Origin of the sequence: Streptomyces sp. HUAS TT7 (assembly GCF_051550175.1) — a bacterium.
Lineage (GTDB): Bacteria > Actinomycetota > Actinomycetes > Streptomycetales > Streptomycetaceae > Streptomyces.
Genome location: NZ_CP196175.1, coordinates 6,960,075 through 6,976,869 on the forward strand (window position 1 = coordinate 6,960,075; position 16,795 = coordinate 6,976,869).

The 16,795-nt window shown below is 70.6% G+C and carries 19 protein-coding genes and 3 pseudogenes; 12 read left to right on the top strand and 10 right to left on the bottom strand.

The genetic code is table 11. The annotated features are described in order from the left end of the window. Window positions 1-1,341, top strand: a complete 1,341-nt coding sequence (locus ACSHXC_RS31315) for a transcriptional regulator (protein WP_438294762.1) — start codon at window positions 1-3, stop codon at window positions 1,339-1,341. A gap of 51 nt (window positions 1,342-1,392) precedes the next feature. Then, window positions 1,393-1,929 (top strand): NUDIX domain-containing protein, encoded by a 537-nt coding sequence (locus tag ACSHXC_RS31320; protein ID WP_189962128.1) that lies wholly within the window; start codon window positions 1,393-1,395, stop codon window positions 1,927-1,929. Window positions 1,930-1,941: 12 nt separating this feature from the next. On the opposite strand, the gene ACSHXC_RS31325 is transcribed toward ACSHXC_RS31320, so the two are convergent. Next, window positions 1,942-2,199: a hypothetical protein gene (locus ACSHXC_RS31325; RefSeq protein ID WP_438294763.1), complete on the bottom strand. Its 258-nt coding sequence runs from the start codon at window positions 2,197-2,199 to the stop codon at window positions 1,942-1,944. Between the two features lie 192 nt (window positions 2,200-2,391). Further along, the gene (locus tag ACSHXC_RS31330) at window positions 2,392-3,252 is read right to left on the bottom strand and encodes a 3-hydroxybutyryl-CoA dehydrogenase (protein WP_438294764.1); all 861 of its coding nucleotides are present in this window, start codon (window positions 3,250-3,252) and stop codon (window positions 2,392-2,394) included. A gap of 163 nt (window positions 3,253-3,415) precedes the next feature. On the opposite strand from ACSHXC_RS31330, the gene ACSHXC_RS31335 reads away from it, so the two are divergent. After that, on the top strand, window positions 3,416-4,675 hold the full coding sequence (locus ACSHXC_RS31335; protein ID WP_438294765.1) for a glycoside hydrolase family 10 protein: 1,260 nt from the start codon (window positions 3,416-3,418) through the stop codon (window positions 4,673-4,675). 10 nt (window positions 4,676-4,685) lie between these two features. Here ACSHXC_RS31335 and ACSHXC_RS31340 read toward each other — a convergent pair whose 3' ends face one another. Together ACSHXC_RS31340 and ACSHXC_RS31345 are read right to left on the bottom strand one after the other, a co-directional pair. Then, entirely contained in the window at window positions 4,686-4,880 is a 195-nt protein-coding gene (locus tag ACSHXC_RS31340; RefSeq protein WP_438294766.1) for a DUF1918 domain-containing protein, read from the bottom strand. 38 nt (window positions 4,881-4,918) lie between these two features. Continuing rightward, window positions 4,919-5,857 (bottom strand): DMT family transporter, encoded by a 939-nt coding sequence (locus ACSHXC_RS31345; RefSeq protein ID WP_438294767.1) that lies wholly within the window; start codon window positions 5,855-5,857, stop codon window positions 4,919-4,921. Between ACSHXC_RS31345 and ACSHXC_RS31350 the strand changes: the two genes are divergently transcribed. From ACSHXC_RS31350 to ACSHXC_RS31360, 3 genes and pseudogenes are all read left to right on the top strand, one after another. Continuing rightward, window positions 5,856-7,292: a PLP-dependent aminotransferase family protein gene (locus ACSHXC_RS31350; RefSeq protein WP_438294768.1), complete on the top strand. Its 1,437-nt coding sequence runs from the start codon at window positions 5,856-5,858 to the stop codon at window positions 7,290-7,292. The genes ACSHXC_RS31345 and ACSHXC_RS31350 overlap by 2 nt on opposite strands. A gap of 96 nt (window positions 7,293-7,388) precedes the next feature. After that, window positions 7,389-7,742, top strand: a pseudogene (locus tag ACSHXC_RS31355) (GNAT family N-acetyltransferase); the annotation flags it as partial. Then, window positions 7,738-7,944 (top strand): annotated as a pseudogene (locus tag ACSHXC_RS31360) (histidine phosphatase family protein); the annotation flags it as partial. The pseudogenes ACSHXC_RS31355 and ACSHXC_RS31360, both read left to right, overlap by 5 nt. Before the next feature lie 33 nt (window positions 7,945-7,977). Here ACSHXC_RS31360 and ACSHXC_RS31365 read toward each other — a convergent pair. Further along, the gene (locus tag ACSHXC_RS31365) at window positions 7,978-8,535 is read right to left on the bottom strand and encodes a sugar O-acetyltransferase (RefSeq protein WP_438294769.1); all 558 of its coding nucleotides are present in this window, start codon (window positions 8,533-8,535) and stop codon (window positions 7,978-7,980) included. Between the two features lie 165 nt (window positions 8,536-8,700). Between ACSHXC_RS31365 and ACSHXC_RS31370 the strand changes: the two genes are divergently transcribed. Then, complete coding sequence (locus tag ACSHXC_RS31370; RefSeq protein WP_438294770.1) at window positions 8,701-9,468, top strand: SDR family oxidoreductase; 768 nt, start codon at window positions 8,701-8,703, stop codon at window positions 9,466-9,468. Window positions 9,469-9,514: 46 nt separating this feature from the next. Here the strand turns inward: ACSHXC_RS31370 and ACSHXC_RS31375 are convergent, their stop codons facing one another. From ACSHXC_RS31375 to ACSHXC_RS31385, 3 genes are all read right to left on the bottom strand, one after another. Continuing rightward, window positions 9,515-10,717, bottom strand: a complete 1,203-nt coding sequence (locus ACSHXC_RS31375; protein ID WP_438294771.1) for an NAD(P)/FAD-dependent oxidoreductase — start codon at window positions 10,715-10,717, stop codon at window positions 9,515-9,517. Window positions 10,718-10,811: 94 nt separating this feature from the next. Beyond that, complete coding sequence (locus ACSHXC_RS31380; RefSeq protein ID WP_438294772.1) at window positions 10,812-11,756, bottom strand: RNA polymerase sigma-70 factor; 945 nt, start codon at window positions 11,754-11,756, stop codon at window positions 10,812-10,814. A 93-nt stretch (window positions 11,757-11,849) separates the two neighbouring features. Beyond that, window positions 11,850-12,206 carry a nuclear transport factor 2 family protein gene (locus tag ACSHXC_RS31385; protein ID WP_438294773.1) on the bottom strand — a complete coding sequence of 119 codons (357 nt, stop codon included), beginning with the start codon at window positions 12,204-12,206 and terminating at the stop codon, window positions 11,850-11,852. A gap of 711 nt (window positions 12,207-12,917) precedes the next feature. On the opposite strand from ACSHXC_RS31385, the gene ACSHXC_RS31390 reads away from it, so the two are divergent. Further along, complete coding sequence (locus ACSHXC_RS31390) at window positions 12,918-14,048, top strand: methyltransferase domain-containing protein (RefSeq protein WP_438296931.1); 1,131 nt, start codon at window positions 12,918-12,920, stop codon at window positions 14,046-14,048. 105 nt (window positions 14,049-14,153) lie between these two features. On the opposite strand, the gene ACSHXC_RS31395 is transcribed toward ACSHXC_RS31390, so the two are convergent. Further along, the gene (locus ACSHXC_RS31395) at window positions 14,154-14,366 is read right to left on the bottom strand and encodes a GntR family transcriptional regulator (protein ID WP_438294774.1); all 213 of its coding nucleotides are present in this window, start codon (window positions 14,364-14,366) and stop codon (window positions 14,154-14,156) included. Window positions 14,367-14,468: 102 nt separating this feature from the next. Between ACSHXC_RS31395 and ACSHXC_RS31400 the strand changes: the two genes are divergently transcribed. The 3 genes from ACSHXC_RS31400 (at window position 14,469) to ACSHXC_RS31410 (ending at window position 15,374) form a co-directional block, all read left to right on the top strand. After that, window positions 14,469-14,663: a hypothetical protein gene (locus ACSHXC_RS31400; RefSeq protein WP_438294775.1), complete on the top strand. Its 195-nt coding sequence runs from the start codon at window positions 14,469-14,471 to the stop codon at window positions 14,661-14,663. A gap of 283 nt (window positions 14,664-14,946) precedes the next feature. Beyond that, window positions 14,947-15,213 carry a hypothetical protein gene (locus tag ACSHXC_RS31405; protein WP_438294776.1) on the top strand — a complete coding sequence of 89 codons (267 nt, stop codon included), beginning with the start codon at window positions 14,947-14,949 and terminating at the stop codon, window positions 15,211-15,213. Next, complete coding sequence (locus ACSHXC_RS31410; protein WP_438294777.1) at window positions 15,210-15,374, top strand: hypothetical protein; 165 nt, start codon at window positions 15,210-15,212, stop codon at window positions 15,372-15,374. The genes ACSHXC_RS31405 and ACSHXC_RS31410 overlap by 4 nt, the downstream gene beginning before the upstream one ends. A gap of 103 nt (window positions 15,375-15,477) precedes the next feature. On the opposite strand, the pseudogene ACSHXC_RS31415 reads toward ACSHXC_RS31410, so the two are convergent. Then, a pseudogene (locus ACSHXC_RS31415) lies at window positions 15,478-15,717 on the bottom strand (VOC family protein); the annotation flags it as partial. A gap of 166 nt (window positions 15,718-15,883) precedes the next feature. Here ACSHXC_RS31415 and ACSHXC_RS31420 point away from each other — a divergent pair. Beyond that, window positions 15,884-16,699, top strand: a complete 816-nt coding sequence (locus tag ACSHXC_RS31420) for a S1 family peptidase (protein ID WP_438294778.1) — start codon at window positions 15,884-15,886, stop codon at window positions 16,697-16,699. The last annotated feature ends 96 nt before the right edge of the window (window positions 16,700-16,795 follow it).

Here is a 16,795-nt window from a genome sequence, read left to right on the forward strand (position 1 = left end):
ATGCAGCCCAATACCCTGCTCGACGCCCTGGTGGACGAGGCGGGGATCTCACACGCCGGGCTGGCCGCCCGGGTGAACCAGGCGGGCCGGGCCAGAGGCCTCGCACTCAGATACGAACACACCGCCGTGGCGCGGTGGTTGAAGGGCCAGCGGCCGCGCGGCCAGGTGCCCGATCTGATCTGCGAGGTGCTCGCGGGCCGGCTGCGCCGCCGGGTCACCCTCGACGACATCGGCCTCGGGGTGCCGGGCGAACCGGTCCCCGCGCACGGCTCGCCGCTCGCCGGTTTCGTCGAGCGGGCCACCGCCCTGTGGCGCTCGGACGAACAGCAGCGCACGCACATACTCGACGCCCCGGCGGTCACCGGCACCCCGGCGGTCATGCCCGTATGGGAGTGGGAGAACCCGCCGGAGGACACCGATGTGTCCCGCAACGGGCAGACCGCGGTGGGCGAGTCGGACATCGAGATGCTGCGCTCGGCGCGCGAGCACTACGAGCTGATGTACCGCAAGGCGGGCGGCATCGCGACCCGCTCGCGCATCGTCGGCTTCCTCAACGCGGAGACCGCCCCCTTACTGCGCGGCGGCTACACGGACGCCACCGGGCGCCAACTGCACCGCGCCACCGGCGGGTTGGTGGCCATCGCCGGAATCTGCGCGTACGACTCCAACGCCCAGGGTCTCGCCCAGCGCTACTTCCACCAGGCGCTGCGGCTCGCGAAGGCCAGTGGGGACAGGGGACTTGGCGCCTACGTCATCGCGCTCCTTGTCAACCAGTCGCTGTTCATGCGGGACTACCGCCAGTCGGTCGCCTTCGCGGAGGCGGCCCTGCGGGCGGCGGGCGGCCGGCTGAGCCCCGCACTCGCGGCCGATCTGCACGCCATGCAGGCCAAGGCGTACGCGCATCTGGGCGACGGGCAGAGCGCGCTGTCCTCGATCATGAGCGCCGAGTCGGCGGCCGGGCGGATCAGGCCGGGCCAGGAGCCGGCCGAGACCGGCTACGTCCAGCCGGGCCTGGTCAATGTCCAGGTGGCCGAGGCCCTGCTCAGCCTCGGCGATCTGACGGCCGCGCGTGAACAGGCCGCCCTCGCGGCCGACGAGCCCTGCCACGACAGGGGCAGAGTGCACCGCCTTGCGATGCTCGCGCAGATCGAGCTGCGGCAGGGCGACGCTGACCGGGCCGTGGCCACCGCGGTCGAAATGGCGGAGCGGGCCCGGGGGATGGAGTCGCAGCGATTGCGTGACCGGCTGCGCGTGGTGCGTGAGCACCTGGTCGAGAGCGGTTGCGCCGGCGCCGACGAAGCCGCCGAGCTGATCGACGGGGCACTTCGCGTTCCCCTGTGACCGTCAGCCTGCTGCGATATTGCCATCTACTTGTCGGAAGGTGGCAGAAACGTGCAGTGGACGAACCTGAGCGAACAAACTGTGTATGAGAATCGCTGGTTTCGGGTCAACCTCGCGGACGTAGAGCTTCCCGACGGGCGACACCTGGACCACTTCCTGATCAGGCTGCGGCCGGTCGCCGTCGCGACCGTCGTCAACGCCGCCAACGAGGTGCTGCTGCTGTGGCGGCACCGCTTCATCACCGACAGCTGGGGCTGGGAACTGGCCGCCGGGGTCGTCGAGGACGGAGAGGACATCGAGGCCGCGGCCGCCCGCGAAATGGAGGAGGAGACCGGCTGGCGGCCAGGTCCGCTCAAACCCCTGCTCACCGTCGAGCCCGCCAACGGGCTGATCGACGCCCGGCACCATCTGTTCTGGTCCGAGTCGGCCGAGTACATCGGCCACCCCGAGGACGACTTCGAGTCGTCCCGCCGCGAGTGGATCCCCCTCAAGCTGGTGCCCGACATGGTCGCCCGGGGGGAGGTCCCGGCCGCCAACATGGCGGCCGGACTCCTGCTCCTGCACCACATGCGGCTCGCCGACGGCTAGCCGCCGCAGCGTCTAGTGACCGAGGGCCTGCCACACGGCGAGCGAGAGTGCGCCGACGGCGGTCAGCACGGTGAGGGCGGGGAGCGGCCACCTCAGATGTTCGAGGGCCGCCACCCGTCCCACCACGTCGGTCAGTTCGCGCTCCGTCTGCTCGCCCCGCTGGGCGAGCAGCGCGAGCTGGCCGTCCAGGCGGGTCATGCCGACGTCCAGGCGGAGTCGTAACTCCGCCAGTTCGTCGACGGTGGTCGAATGTCCCGGGTCGGTGGACACGGCGTGGCTCCTTAGTCCTGTTCCGGACGTGCCATTGATGTGTTGGCTCAGAGTCAACTCGCCGTGTTCCAGGGACGGGAGCGTGTGCGATGGGCATATGCGGGCTCGTTCCGCACACCCGGTGTGCGCGGTACGAGCCCGGCTCATGCCTTTCAGACGTACACCCGCGTATACAGACGTACGCCGTTTTACTCAGGCGTACGAGTAGAAACCGGACCCGGTCTTGCGGCCGAGGCGGCCGGCGTCGACCATCCGCTGGAGCAGCGGGGGAGCGGCGTACAGCGGCTCCTTGAACTCGTCGTACATCGAGTCCGCGACCGAGGCGACCGTGTCCAGGCCGATCAGGTCGGAGAGCTTGAGAGGGCCCATCGGGTGGGCGCAGCCGAGCTCCATGCCGTTGTCGATGTCCTCACGGCTCGCGATGCCCGACTCGAACATCCGGATCGCCGAGAGCAGATACGGGATGAGCAGCGCGTTGACCACGAAGCCCGAGCGGTCCTGGGCACGGATGGCGTGCTTGCCGAGCACCTTCTCGACCAGCACCTGGGCCCGGCTGATCGTGCCCTCGGAGGTGGTGAGCGCGGGAATCAGCTCGACCAGCTTCTGCACCGGGGCCGGGTTGAAGAAGTGGATGCCGATGACCTGGTCGGGGCGCGAGGTGGCGACCGCGAGCTTCACCAGCGGGATGGAGGAGGTGTTGGAGGCCAAGATCGCGTCCGGGCGGGTCACCACCTGGTCGAGGACCTGGAAGATCTCGGTCTTGACCTGCTCGTTCTCCACGACGGCCTCGATCACGAGGTCGCGGTCGGCGAACTCGCCGAGGTCGGTGGTGAAGCTGAGCCGGGCGAGCGTCGCGTCGCGCTCCTCCTCGGTGATCTTGCCGCGCTCGGCTGCCTTCGAGAGGGAGTTGTGCAGCCGGGTGCGGCCGATCTCCAGGGCCTCGCCGGTGGTCTCGGCGACCTTGACGTCCAGGCCGCTGCGGGCGCACACCTCCGCGATGCCCGCGCCCATCTGGCCACAGCCCACAATTCCGACGCGTTCGATGTCGGTCACATCGTGCCTTTCGCTCTACTGCAGTCCCCGGCAGGTCCCCCGTGTGATTCCGGCGCCCGCCTTAAGCCCCTGACGTTACTCCGGACGCGCGCGTGCATGAGGGGCCGGGGCGGGCATGCTCTCCGGTACACCTGGGCCGAGGGACCAATGTGAGGGGTGCGACGTGGGACGAATCACGCGGCGGGGCTTCGTGGCGGGCACGGCCGGAGCGCTGAGCGGGCTGATCACGGCGGGCGGCGCGGTGGCCGCGGACCGGGACGGAACACTGGAACGGGCGGTGCGGACGGTGGCGGCCAGGGGCCGCGGCCGGGACTTCCGCGGGGTGTGGATGGCGTCCGTGGCCAACCGGGACTGGCCCTCCAGACCCGGCCTGACCGCCGCCGCCCAGCGCGCCGAGCTCCTCGCCCATCTGGACAAGGCGGTCGAGCGGCGGCTGAACGCGGTGGTCCTCCAGGTCCGCCCGACCGCCGACGCGCTCTGGCCGTCCCCGTACGAGCCCTGGTCCGAGTGGCTCACCGGGGTCCAGGGCCAGGACCCCGGCTGGGATCCGCTGGGCACCGCCGTGCACGAGGCGCACCGGCGCGGCCTCGAACTGCACGCCTGGTTCAACCCGTACCGGATCGCCAACCACACCGACCTCTCGCGCCTCGTCCCGACGCATCCGGCACGCGTCCACCCCGACTGGGCCGTCCCGTACGGCGGAAAGCTCTACTACAACCCGGGCCTGCCCGAGGTCCGCCGGTTCGTCGAGGACGCCATGCTGGACGCGGTGCGCCGCTACGACATCGACGGCGTGCACTGGGACGACTACTTCTACCCCTACCCCGTGGCGGACCAGACCTTCGACGACGACGAGGCCTACGAGCGGTACGGCGACGGTTTCCCGGACCGGGATGCCTGGCGGCGGAACAACATCGACCTCCTGGTGCGCGAGACGGCCGCCCGGATCAAGAAGATCAACCGCCGACTGGCCTTCGGCATCAGCCCGTTCGCGGTGTGGCGCAACGCGGCGAGCGACGAGCGCGGGTCGGCGACCACGGCCGGCGTCCAGACCTACGACGACCTGTACGCCGACACCCGCACATGGGTGCGCGAGGGCTGGCTCGACTACATCTGCCCGCAGGTGTACTGGAACATCGGATTCGCCGCCGCCGACTACGCCGTCCTGGTGCCCTGGTGGGACGAGGTCGCCCGGGGCACCGGCGTCGACCTGTACATCGGCGAGGCCCTGTACAAGGCGGGCGACCCGGTGCAGCCCGCCGCCTGGCAGGACCCGGCGGAGCTGTCCCGCCATCTGACCCTGGCCGACCGGTACGCCTCGGTGCGTGGCCACTGCTTCTTCGCCGCGAAGGAGGTCACCGAGGACCGCATCGGGGCCATGGCCCGCGTCGTCGCCGACCACTACCGGCGCCGGGCCCGCTGAAGGTTCTCGGCTACTCGTCCTCGGTGATGTGCTGCACCACCGTGTCGGGGCCCGGTGACATCAGGGTTTCGTGCCCGTCCTCGAAGCGCACCCGGAACGGGGGAGTGCCGTCGGGTCCCAGAATTTCGATGACCTCGGCCTGCCGGTCCTGCTGCCCGACTGTCCTGCCGTGTACGAGGAGTCGGTCGCCCACCATTGCTCGCATGCGGCCAGTCTAGGACGGCACGGGCAAGTTGGCAGGGCTCAGGACCGGGCCCGCTGGGTCACCGCGATGCACACCAGAACGCCCACCGCGGCCAGCGGGGCCGCCGGGGACAGGTGCTCACCGAGCAGCAGCACCGACCACAGCAGCGTGAGCAGCGGCTGGGCCAACTGGAGCTGGCTGGCCTTGGGCACGCCGATCGCGGCGAGGCCCCGGTACCAGACGTAGAGCCCGAAGAAGTTGGACCCCGCGGCCAGCCAGAGCAGCCCGGCCACCCCGTGCGCGGTGAGCCGCCAGGGCTCGTACGACAGCGCCACCGCGGCCCCCACTAGGGCGAACGGCAGACACAGCAGCAGCGCCCAGCCGACCACGTGCCAGCCCGGCATGACCGAGGCGAGCCGGCCGCCCTCCACGTACGCCGCCGCGCACACGAGCAGCGCCGCGAACAGGTACACATCCCCGGCGGACAGCGCCCCGCCGCTCTGCTGCACGGTGAACGCGGCCACCACCGCGGCCCCGGCCAGCGCGGCCGCCCAGAACGCGCGCGAGGGCCGCCGCCCGGTGCGCACCGCGCCGAGCGCCGCCGTGGCCAGCGGAAGCAGCCCGATCACCACGGCGGCGTGCGAGGTCGTCGAGGTCTGCAGGGCGATCGTGGTGAGCAGCGGGAACCCGATCAGAGAGCCGCCCGCGACCACCGCGAGCCCCGGCCAGTGCGCCCGGTCGGGGAACGGCACCCGCTGCCCGAGCAGCAGAGCACCCGCGATCAGCGCGGACAGTGCGATGCGCAGCGACACGAGCGTCCAGGGGCCGAAGCTTTCCAGGCCCCAGGCCGTGCCCGGGAAGGTGAGCGAGAAGGAGACCACGCCGAGCGCGGCGAGCATCGCCCCGCGCGGCAGGAGGGAGCCGGAGACGGAACCGGGCCTGTCGTCCGCGTCGACCGCTATCGTCGTCCGGGCAGTAGCGCTATCCTGTGCTGTCATGCATGAGCGTAGCAGTGTGGTCGATCTGGCGAACTCTCTTCGTAATGAGCTGAACCGCTACTCCGTGGGTGGAAAGCTGCCGTCGAGCCGGGCGCTGGTCGAGCGCTACCGGGTCTCCCCGGTCACGGTCTCCCGCGCGCTCGCCCAGCTCGTGGCCGAGGGCCTGGTCGTCACCCGGCCCGGCGCGGGCGCCTACCGCGCCGAGCCGCGCACGGTCACCGCCCGCACCGGCGACACCTCCTGGCAGGAGGTCGCGCTCAGCGCCGACGGCGCCACCGACCCGGCTCCGCGTGCGGTCGACGCCACCGGCGTGCTGGCCACCCTCAACGTTCCGCCGACCGGCGTCATCGACCTCAGCGGCGGCTACCTCGACCCCGGTCTGCGGCCCGAGCGGGCCATGGCCGCCGCCCTCGGCCGGGCCGGCCGGCGCCCCGGCGTCTGGGGCCGCCCGCCCGTCGACGGGCTCACCGAGCTGCGCGAATGGTTCGCCCGGGAGATCGGCGGCACCGTCACCGCCGCCGACGTCCTGGTCACCGCGGGCGGCCAGACCGCCCTGACCACCACCCTGCGCGCGCTCGCCGCGCCCGGCGCACCCGTCCTCGTCGAGTCACCCACCTATCCCGGTCTGCTGGCCATCGCCCGCGCCTCGGGCCTGCGCCCCGTCCCGGTCCCCGTCGACCCGGACGGCATCCGCCCCGAACTCCTCTCCCGCGCCTTCGAAGCCACCGGCGCGCGCGTCGTCATCTGCCAGCCCCTCTTCCAGAACCCGACCGGCGCGCTCCTCTCCCCGGACCGCGGCCGCGAAGTGGTCCGCATCGCCCACTCCTTCGGCGCGTTCGTCGTCGAGGACGACTTCGCCCGCCGGCTCGCCCACCAGGACGCGGGCCCGCTGCCCGCCCCGCTCGCAGCCGACGACCCCGACGGCGTCGTCGTCCATGTCTCATCGCTCACCAAGGCGACCTCGCCGAGCCTCAGGGTCGGTGCGCTCGCCGCCCGCGGGCCCGTACTGGAACGGCTGCGCGCCATCCAGGTCGTCGACTCGTTCTTCGTGCCGCGCCCCCTGCAGGAGACCGCCCTCGAACTCGTCGGCTCCCCGGCCTGGAGCCGCCATCTGCGCGCCGTATCAGCCGAGTTGACCGCGCGCCGGGAAACCCTGGCCGCCGCCGTCCTGCACCACCTCCCCGAACTCTCCCTGCCTCACATCCCCTCCGGCGGCTACCACCTCTGGCTCCGCCTGCCCGATGGCGCCCCGGAGAGCGCCGTCCAGTCCGCGGCCCTGCGCGCGGGTGTCGCCGTCGCCCCCGGCCGCCCCTACTTCAGCGCCGAACCCCCGGCCGGCCACATCCGCCTCGGCTTCGCGGGCGTGACGGGCCGCGCGGAGATCACCGAAGCGGTACGGAGGCTGCGCACGGCCCTGGACGAGGTGCTGAATTAGCGGGCGGCCGGCGCGCCGGTCCCTCGTATCTCTCTCATGGCAACCAGCGTGGCATCCGCCACTGACAATCGGCCCGCCGCCTGCGAGGCTCCCCGCATGAGTGATGCGATCTTCCGCGAGTACGCGATCTTCAGCGACCCGGCGCGCATCGATGCCGCCCGCGTCCACCACTGGCTCTCCACGGACGCGTACTGGGCGCTCGGGCGCAGCCGGGAAAAGCAGGACGCCGCCATCGCCGGATCCCTCAACTTCGGGGTGTATGAAGCGAGTTCGGGCGAGCAGGTGGCCTATGCGCGGGTCGTCACCGACCACGCCACCTTCGCCTGGCTCTGCGATGTGTACGTCGATCCCGCCGTCCGCGGCAAGGGCCTCGGCACCGCGCTTGTGGCCGCCGTGCGGGACCACCTGGAGCCGCACGGCCTGCGCCGCATCCTGCTGGCCACGGCGGACCGCGGACGACGGCGGCTCGATCCTGGCGGTCGCCGAACCCGCCGTCGTCCGGGCAGCGTTGGTCTACGCCCTGAAGGCGCCGCCCGCCGCGTACTGGAACGTCGAGGTCCGCCCGCTGTCGACGGTCACCCTGACCGGAACAGCCCGGCGCTGGCACCTGTGTCTGGAGGCGGGGGCCTGGGCCGGCCCGGCGGCTGCCTGACGCAGAGTTCGGCTCAAGCCGGCCCAGGTCCGGTCAGGTCAGGTCGCGCACGACCCGGGCCGGGTTGCCGACCGCGAGCACGTTCGGCGGCAGGTCCTTGGTGACGACGGCGCCCGCGCCCACCACCGTGTTCGCACCGATTGCCACCCCGGGGCACACGATCACGCCGCCGCCCAGCCACACGTTGTCCCCGATGGTCACGGGCAGCGCCTTCTCCCAGCCCGCCCGCCGCCGCTCGGCGTCCAACTCGTGGGTGGGGGTGAGGAGTTGGACGTTCGGACCGATCTGGACATCGGCGCCGACGGTGATCTGGCCGGTGTCGAGGAAGATCGCGCCGAAGTTCACGAACGTACCGGCGCCGATGGTGATGTTATAGCCGAAGTCGCACTGGAACGGCGCCCTGATGCGTACGGATGCGCCGACCCGGCCGAGCAGCTCCGTGAGGATCTCGTGCCGGTCGGCGGACGGGAGCGTGGTGGCCGCGTTGTAGGCGGCGCACAGCTCGACGCGGCGCTCGGTGTCGGCGCGGAGTTCGGGGTCGTCGGGGATGTACCACTCGCCGGCCAGCATCAGCCGCTTGTTCTCACCCACGGGGTGTCCTCCCTGCTCGGTTGCCGGACACCGTACGGGCCGAGGGCCGGGCGCGCGGAACCCGTGTCACATTCGCCCGGCCCCCGGTGTCAGAGCGGCAGATCCACCCAACCGGGCGGAACGCGGCGGGGGCCCGGCCCTCGCACCGGACAAGCTGGAGCAGCCATGACATCGACGTCCCCCATCCTCGTCACCGGCGGCACGGGCACGCTGGGCGGCCACGTCGTCCCGCTGCTGCGGGCGGCGGGCCGCGACGTACGGGTCCTCACCCGGCAGGAGCGCCCGTCCGCGGACGGCATCGAGTACGTGACCGCCGACCTGCTCAAGGACGAGGGCATCGGGGCGGCGCTCGACGGGGTCGAGACGGTCCTGCACCTCGCGGGCGGCGCCAAGGGCGACGACGAGGCGACCCGCAACCTCGTACGCGCGGCGAAGCGGGCCGGGGTGCGGTACCTGGTCTACATCTCCGTCATCGGTACGGACACGATGCCGTTGGCCTACTTCAGGTCCAAGCTCGGCGCCGAGCGGGCCATCGCCGAATCCGGCATCCCGTACACCACGCTGCGCGCCGCCCAGTTCCACGACCTGACCCTGACGGTCGTGTCGAAGATGGCGAAGCTGCCGGTGGTGCCCTGCCCGGGCGGCCTCCGCTTCCAGCCGGTCGACTCGCGCGAAGTGGCAAGCAGGCTGGTCGAGTTGGCGCTGGGGGACCCGGCCGGGCTTGTGCCGGACCTGGCCGGCCCGAAGGTGTACGCGATGGCCGACCTGGCCCGCGGCTACCTGGCGGCACGCGGCAGCCGCCGCCCGATGCTGCCGATCCGTCTCCCGGGAAAGACGGGCCGCGCGTACCGGGCGGGCGAGAACCTGTCCCTGGACCGGGCGACGGTGGGCAGCCGCACGTGGGAGGCGTTCCTGTCGGAGCGGGTCGGATAGGGCGGGGCGGAATGGGCGCCCCGCCCTTCCGGACGGCCGGTCGCGGTCAGGCCGGCGCCTTGACCGCCGGGTCCACCCCGGCCGGCTCGCGCACCACGACGGGGCGGCGCCGGGCCGGCATCCCGAGCAGCGGGTTGGCGACGCCCCAGGCCGCGCCCTTGCAGACCAGCTCCTTGTAGAGCGCGGCGAACCGCCCCGTCAGGGCCGCCCGGACGGCGCGGTCGTCGGCGGTGACGTACTGGATCAGGCCCTCCTTGCGGCCCAGCGAGATGCACTGGTTGAAGTAGCGCAGCGGCACGCTCGGGAGCTTTCCGCCGGTCAGGTGGGCCGCGATGGCGTCGGCGGCCTGCCACGCCATGGGGGTGCCCGAGGCGCACGACATCCGCAGCGGCTTGTCGCCGGGGCCCATCGCCATGGCCGCGTCACCGATGGCGTACACGTCCGGGTGCGAGACCGACCGCATGGTCCCGTCGACCACGATCTGGCCGGTGTCGGTGACATCGAGCGTGGTGGCTCGCGCGATCGGGTGGACGGCGAAGCCGGTGGTCCACACCGTGACCGAGGCCGGGATGAACGTGCCGTCGGCGATGACCACCTGGCCGTCCTCGACGCCGGTGACATCGACGTTCTCGTACGCGGTGACGCCGAGCCTGCCGAAGACGTCCCGCACGTGACGGCGGCCCTTGGGCGAGAGCCAGTCGCCGAGGCCGCCCCGGGCGGCGAGGGCGACATCGAGGTCCGGGCGCGCCTCGGCGATCTCGGTCGCGGCCTCCAGGCCGGTGAGTCCGCCGCCGACCACGACCACGGACTCCCCGCCTGCCAGACGGGCGAGGCGCTCGCGCAGCCGCAGCGCGCCGGGGCGGCTCGCGATCTGGTGGGCGTGCTCGGCGGCGCCTGGAACGCCCTGGTCGTTCCAGGCACTTCCGAGGGCGTACACGAGGGTGTCGTACGACAGTTGCTGCTCGGCGCCGTCGGCATCGGCGACGGCGACGGTCCTCCGATCGACATCGACCACGGTGACCTGCGCGAACTTCAGCTCGACGCCGGTGCCCGCGAACATCTCGGCGAAGGGCCGGGGCCTGAGGTGCCGGCCGACCGCGAGCTGGTGCATCCGGACGCGCTCGACGAAGTCGGGCTCGGCGTTGACGAGGGTGATGGCGACGTCTTCGCGCCGTAGCCGCTTGGCGAGCCGCCCGGCGGCGATGGCTCCGCTGTATCCGGCTCCGAGGACGATGATGCGGTGCTGCATATCCCTGCTCCTGTCTCGCACGGTTTCGCCCCTTGAACCGGGCAGCCCGCCGTTTCCTGACAGGAGAGCGATGTGAACCAGATCACACCCTGGGCTAGAAGGCTGTGAACAGGGGTTCCCCGTGTTCGGCGGCCGCCCACCGCTCGGTGGCGCGGTTGAGCTTGTCGGGGTTGACCTGGCTGCGGACGGCGGCGATGCCCTCGGCGGTGACCTCCAGGCACATGACGCCGTAGACCCGGCCGTCGACGATCACCACGACGGCGGGGCCACCGTTGGCGGTCGCGGCGTAGACCTCGGCCGTGCCGCCGATCAGGTCGCGCTTGGCCTTGCTGGGCTTGAACAGGCCCCGCAGGAACTTCGCGACCGCGACAGCACCCTCGAACGCCTTCGCGCGAGCCGGGACCCTTCCGCCGCCGTCGCCGACCGCGATGGCCTCCTGGGTGAGCAGCCGAACGAGCGGCTCGGTCCGGCCGCTGGTGGCGGCCGCGAGGAACTCGTCCACGATCCGCCGTGCGGCCGCCTCGTCGATCTCGGTACGGGCCTTGCCCTCGGCGATGTGCTTCTTGGCGCGGTGGAAGATCTGCTGGGCGGCGGCCTCGCTGATGTCGAGGATCTCGGCGATCTCCCGGTGCGAGTACGCGAACGCCTCCCGCAGCACGTACACCGCCCGCTCGTTGGGGGAGAGGCGCTCAAGAAGGGCGAGCACCGCGAACGAGACCGACTCACGCTGCTCGACGGTGTCGGCGGGCCCGAGCATCCGGTCCCCTTCGAGCAACGGCTCGGGAAGCCACTGCCCCACATAGGTCTCGCGCCGCGCGCGGGCCGAAGAGAGCTGGTTGAGGCACAGATTGGTGAGCACCTTCGTCAACCAGGCCTCGGGCACCTCGATCCGCTCGACGTCACCGGCCTGCCACCGCAGAAACGTCTCCTGCACAGCATCCTCGGCCTCGCAGGCGGAGCCGAGCATCCGATAGGCAATGGCCTCCAGGCGCGGCCGGGCCGCCTCGAACCGGTCGACGTCATCCATGGTCAGGGCCATGGGGTGGAGCTTAGCCCGGGTGGGGCGTGCTGGGTTGTCGCGCTCCGCGCAGTGTGCGTCACGTGCGGGTGTGCGGCGATGACCCGGAAGTCCTCAGTCCATCAACTCCGGCGCGAAGTAGTCCCGCAGCCGAGCGATCTTCCCGTCGCGGATGCGGAAGATCTGCACGAGCGAGACCGACACGTCGCCCTCGTCTCCGTCGAAGACCGTGTCGATTTCGGCGATGAACACGTCGGGGTCGGCAGTGGTGTGCAGGACGTATCCGGACTTCTCCAGGTTCGGGGTGCGGCCGTCCTTGCCCTGTTGCTCGTAGTACGCGGCCATCACACCGCGGATCTCCTCGCGACCCACCAACCGCCTGGGGAAGGCGGCGCCGTCGGGCATGAGCGGCGCCTCGAAGACGCCGTCCACGGTGAAGAGCTCGGCGAAGGCATCGGCGTTCCGGGTCATGGCACCGGCGTAGACGCAACTCTGGAAGATCTCTTGAGCTGTTCGGGGCACGACGGACTCCCTGGACTCGGGCAGGCGCGGAAGGCCACATCATCACAATGCTGCGTCCGGGGGGACGGTTTTCGGGAACGGTTACTTTCTGTTGGGTCAACTGCCTTGCACACTGGCCCAGTTGGGGCACTCGTGGGGCGACCCGTTGATTTCGATGACGTGGATGGTTCACGTAGAGGGCGCGGAATTCTCCGAGCCGTCCCGCGGCGGAGCCAGGCAGGATTCCTTCCATGCATCATGTCCTCTGAGGGCTTGCTGCCCATGCCGCCTTGCCTTCCGAGCTGGTCGATCGGCTGGTCGGGGTCGCCGACGCCGAGCTTGCTTCCGCCCTGGCGGGGCGCGCGGACCTCAGCTGGGGGCAGGCGGTCGTGTTGGCCTCACGATTCGGGGAGAGTGCCCAACATCTCGCGCAGGTAGGGAAGTTGAGTGCCGCGGATATTGATCCCACGGCGCAGCCGGAGCCAGGCGAAGGAGAGCACCTTGAGCGCCACACTGGCCAACGGCGGCGACAAACTCCCCGGTGAGCCCTACCCCGGACCGCACCAGCCGCCCACCCCTGATGGGGGCCCCGGAGTTCCCAACCCGCCGAAGGCTGCCTAACCAGTGGCCACCAACGCACACCAGGAACGCCCCAGCCGCACACAGCTGGGGCGTGTCCTCATGTCCCGGGGCGTGCTCTCCTCGGACTGGGCGCCTTCATTCGCTGCCGTTCCACGCGCCGGCTTCCTCCCTGACCTCATCTGGCCATGGGACATGAAGACGGGACAGAGTGTTCCCGTGTCACGCGCGGACGACCCGGAAGCGTGGTACGGATACGCAGACTCAGACGTTCCCGTTGTGACGCAATGGGACGATGGCAAGCACACCGGCAACGACCCCGGAAGCGTGTCCACGTCATCAGCGTCCATGCCGTCCGTCGTGTTCCGGATGCTCGCCGATCTAGACGTGAAGCCCGGTAATCGGGTCTTGGAAATCGGCACCGGGACAGGGTGGAACGCCGCACTACTTGCTCACCGGTTGGGGGCCGAGAACGTCGTCAGCGTCGAGCTTGATTCCAGCGTTGCGGCAGAGGCCCGTACGGCACTCAACCTGTTCGGACTTCCTGTATGTGTGGTGACCCGCGACGGACTCCAGGGCTACAGAGAGGGGGCGCCGTACGACCGGATCATTGCCACATGTGGCCTGCGGTCCATCCCCCATGCATGGGTTGAGCAGTCCCGAGCCGGCGGAATCATCGTGGCTCCGTGGGGGACCCACTACAGCAACGGGGACGCCGTAGCCCGGTTGGTCGTTGCCGACGGCGGAGAGAGCGCGTCGGGACTGTTCACGGGGCCCGTGGAGTTCATGAAGGCACGCACCCAACGTCAACCACTCGTGCCACACGCCGAGTACGTATCGGGCAGCGTTGCCGATGGGGACGAGTCATCGAGCACCGTCACCGAGGAACAGCTCTTGGGCGGTCGATTCAGTGTTGAAGACTTCGTGGTTGGCCTATGCGTCCGGGACTGCGTTCGCGTCACCGCCGATAGGGATGAAGGTACGCGCGCCGTCTGGTTCTACGGACTGACGGACCGCTCTTGGGCGTGCGCGCAGTTCCGGGACAACGCCGCTACCCGCGTGTGGCAGTCAGGGCGTCGCCGGCTGTGGGATGACGTGCAAACCGGGCTCGAATGGTGGACCGCACAAGGGCGTCCCGCCATCGAGCGTTTCGGCCTGACCGTGGACACCGCCGGTGAACACGTCTGGCTGGGTGAGCCGGACAACCCTGTACCGGGAGGTGCAGCCGCGTAGGGCCGGGAGAGTAGCCCTGCCTGTCCGTCTCTCCCCCGTGGCGGGCAGGCGGGGCTACTTCTCGTCTTGGTTGTTGTCCGCACCGACGACGAACGTTCCCTTGCCCTACTCGGTCTGAACGATTCCGCGCTCCCTGAGCACCCGCACCGCTCGGCGGGCGGTCTCACGCGCCACTTTGAACCGCTCGCACAACTCCGCTTCGGATGGAATGCGGTCGCCCGGCCCATAGGTGCCCGCCTTGATGTCCGTGGTGAGCGCTTCCAGCACCCGCAGATAAGGGGCGTGCGGTGCGTGCGGATCACTCGGGCGCTCAGACATGGGGAGAGCGGAGACAACTTCGCCTTACTGCCCTGGACTCACCGGCCCGGACGCCACACCGCCGCGTTCCTTGCCGAACAGCCCGAGCCCACAAGCCAGTCCGTGCCCGCTTCCGTGTGGTGCACACCGTGGCAAGAGCCGAGCGCCGAAACCGTCCGCGAGATCTTCCGCGAGGGTGCCGGGCTGCCGCATGTACAGCGCGAGCGGCGGTGGGCCGCAGCGTTCGCAGAAAACGGCGTCGACTACGACCACCCCACCACCAACATCACTCCCGTTCGGGCGGGGGTGCACGCATGACCCGCGACGGAATCACTGATCCGTCCCCGCTCGGCAACGTGGCGCTCTGCATCGACTGTCACCAGCTCACCAACGCCCCTGCTCCCATCCGATGGATACAGGGCAACAGCGGCCCCGGAACGACGCTTTGGGCCTGCCCAGAGCACGCCGGGAAGTGCTACCCGGCCCCGCAGTGGGACGACCACCGTCCGCCGCACGCAACATGGCCGAACAGGGCGGGTCACGTGAAGGCAATGTGATAGTCAAGAGCGATCTTGCACGCAGCATCAGGGGAGGGGCCGCTATGCAGCGGAAAACGAAGATTTGGATCATCGCGATCGTGGGACTGCTCGCGTTCGGCGGGTTGTTGTCCCTGTTCGAGGACAAGCCCGACAAGGCCGAAGCGGAGCCCAAGCCCACCACGGCACCCGCCAAGCCCGCCGACAAGCCGAGCGAGGCAGCGTCCAAGCCGTCCGGCGTCCCGTCACCCGACGCGGGGCGGCGTGAGGCGCTGATACGAGCACTGCGCACCATCGACGCGGGGCTAGTCGTGAAGGAAGACGGGCCGTGAGCCGAGCGCGGGACGTGTGCTCGGACATCAAGTACGGCGAGGCTGATGCCATGATCCAGAAGAAGGCCAAAGCCCGCTTTGAGGGCGGCACGGTGCCGAGCCTCACGGACGACCAGGCCGCGAACATCGTGACCGCTGTGAAGTCGTCGTTCTGCAACTGACCAACTCCCAGACAGCAAAACGCCCCGTGCGGCCCAAGTGCCGTGCGGGGCTTCTGCATTCTCTGACGTGCGCGCATCCTCAGAACTGGTGGTCAGGCGTGTTGGGTTCGGCGAGGACCGTCCACGGCACGTCGCCCTGGCCCACGTCGGCGGGCGTCGCACCGAGCGCCTTCAGGCGTCTGACCAGCCCCGCCTGATGGGCCGCGGAGGTGGTGGCGAGATCGATGTGGACACGGTTCTTCGTCGTCGTCCTGGGTTCCGGGACGGTCACGACGTCGATGCATACGGCGGCCGGGTCGGGCCAGACGAAGCCGCCGCCGGGTTCGACGTCGGTCACGCCGGGTGTCCTGTCCGGCCGTGCCGCGGGCCGGTTCTGGGATCGGCTGGTTGATCCGTGGGCGGAGACGGGGGATATCCCCACCGTGTTCGGGCTCGCTACCCGGATGGCCCCGTGAATCTTGGACAAGCAGGGTGGACGCGTCCGGATCCACGAGCGAAGGAAACCCTGGATGTTCAGTTTGAAGTCGGTTCGCCGCCGTGGGGCGCGCACCGCCGCCGTCGGCGTTCTCGCAGTCGCGACGTGCGCCACCCTGATGACCGGCAGCGCCGGAGCGATCGTCAACGGGACCGGTCCCACCGAGCACTACCCGTTCATGGCGACGATCCCGGAGTCGGCCCCGAAGCAAGGTCTTTACGACGGCAGTTGCGGGGCGTCGCTGGTCGATCCGCAGTGGGTGCTGACGGCGGCCCACTGTGTGCGGGGCGACGGCATCGAGCTGGACGGCATCGTCCGGATCGGCAGCGAGGCGCGGAAGTCCGGGGGAACCGTCCGGGCGATCGAGCGGATCGTCGTCCACCCCGGCTATGTGAACGGTGACGGGAAGGCCGCCAACCGCGACGACATCGCGCTGGTACGTCTGGACCGCCCGGTCACCGAGAAGCCGATCCGGATCGCGGAACGGCCCGGACGGCCCGGCACCCCGACCCGCATCCTGGGATTCGGCACCACCAGCGACAGCGAGCTGAAGTTCGCGGAGCGGTTGCGCGAGCTCGACACGCGCAGGGGTGCCGACGCCGAATGCGCCCCCGGCTATGCGGACCGGACGCGGCTGTGCACGATCAGCCGCGTGTCCGGGGCGATGGCGTGCTTCGGGGACTCCGGTGGGCCGCAGCTCCAGAAGGGCAGGCACGGACGGTGGGAGCTCGTCGGAGCCACCTCGGGCCCGGGCGCCCCCGGGGTCGCGTGCTCGGCCGGGCCGGGCCTCTACACGAATGTGCCCGCCTACGCGGACTGGATCCGGCAGACCCTCAAGGGCAGGGCCTGATGAAGGCTTGATGCCGCAGACCCGCCGGGCGGCGCGTCGAGCCCGCCGCCGAGGGCCGATGGACCGGCTCCTCGGCGGCGGGCCCTGTTTGACCTT

Coding starts and splice junctions, on each gene's coding strand:
- ACSHXC_RS31380 (WP_438294772.1), bottom strand. CDS start 11,756: ATGGCCCTGACCATGGATGACGTCGACCGGTTCGAGGCGGCCCGGCCG.
- ACSHXC_RS31405 (WP_438294776.1), top strand. CDS start 14,947: ATGCAGCGGAAAACGAAGATTTGGATCATCGCGATCGTGGGACTGCTC.
- ACSHXC_RS31340 (WP_438294766.1), bottom strand. CDS start 4,880: ATGCGAGCAATGGTGGGCGACCGACTCCTCGTACACGGCAGGACAGTC.
- ACSHXC_RS31370 (WP_438294770.1), top strand. CDS start 8,701: ATGACATCGACGTCCCCCATCCTCGTCACCGGCGGCACGGGCACGCTG.
- ACSHXC_RS31420 (WP_438294778.1), top strand. CDS start 15,884: ATGTTCAGTTTGAAGTCGGTTCGCCGCCGTGGGGCGCGCACCGCCGCC.
- ACSHXC_RS31385 (WP_438294773.1), bottom strand. CDS start 12,206: ATGACCCGGAACGCCGATGCCTTCGCCGAGCTCTTCACCGTGGACGGC.
- ACSHXC_RS31315 (WP_438294762.1), top strand. CDS start 1: ATGCAGCCCAATACCCTGCTCGACGCCCTGGTGGACGAGGCGGGGATC.
- ACSHXC_RS31375 (WP_438294771.1), bottom strand. CDS start 10,717: ATGCAGCACCGCATCATCGTCCTCGGAGCCGGATACAGCGGAGCCATC.
- ACSHXC_RS31345 (WP_438294767.1), bottom strand. CDS start 5,857: ATGACAGCACAGGATAGCGCTACTGCCCGGACGACGATAGCGGTCGAC.
- ACSHXC_RS31390 (WP_438296931.1), top strand. CDS start 12,918: ATGTCCCGGGGCGTGCTCTCCTCGGACTGGGCGCCTTCATTCGCTGCC.
- ACSHXC_RS31350 (WP_438294768.1), top strand. CDS start 5,856: ATGCATGAGCGTAGCAGTGTGGTCGATCTGGCGAACTCTCTTCGTAAT.
- ACSHXC_RS31395 (WP_438294774.1), bottom strand. CDS start 14,366: ATGTCTGAGCGCCCGAGTGATCCGCACGCACCGCACGCCCCTTATCTG.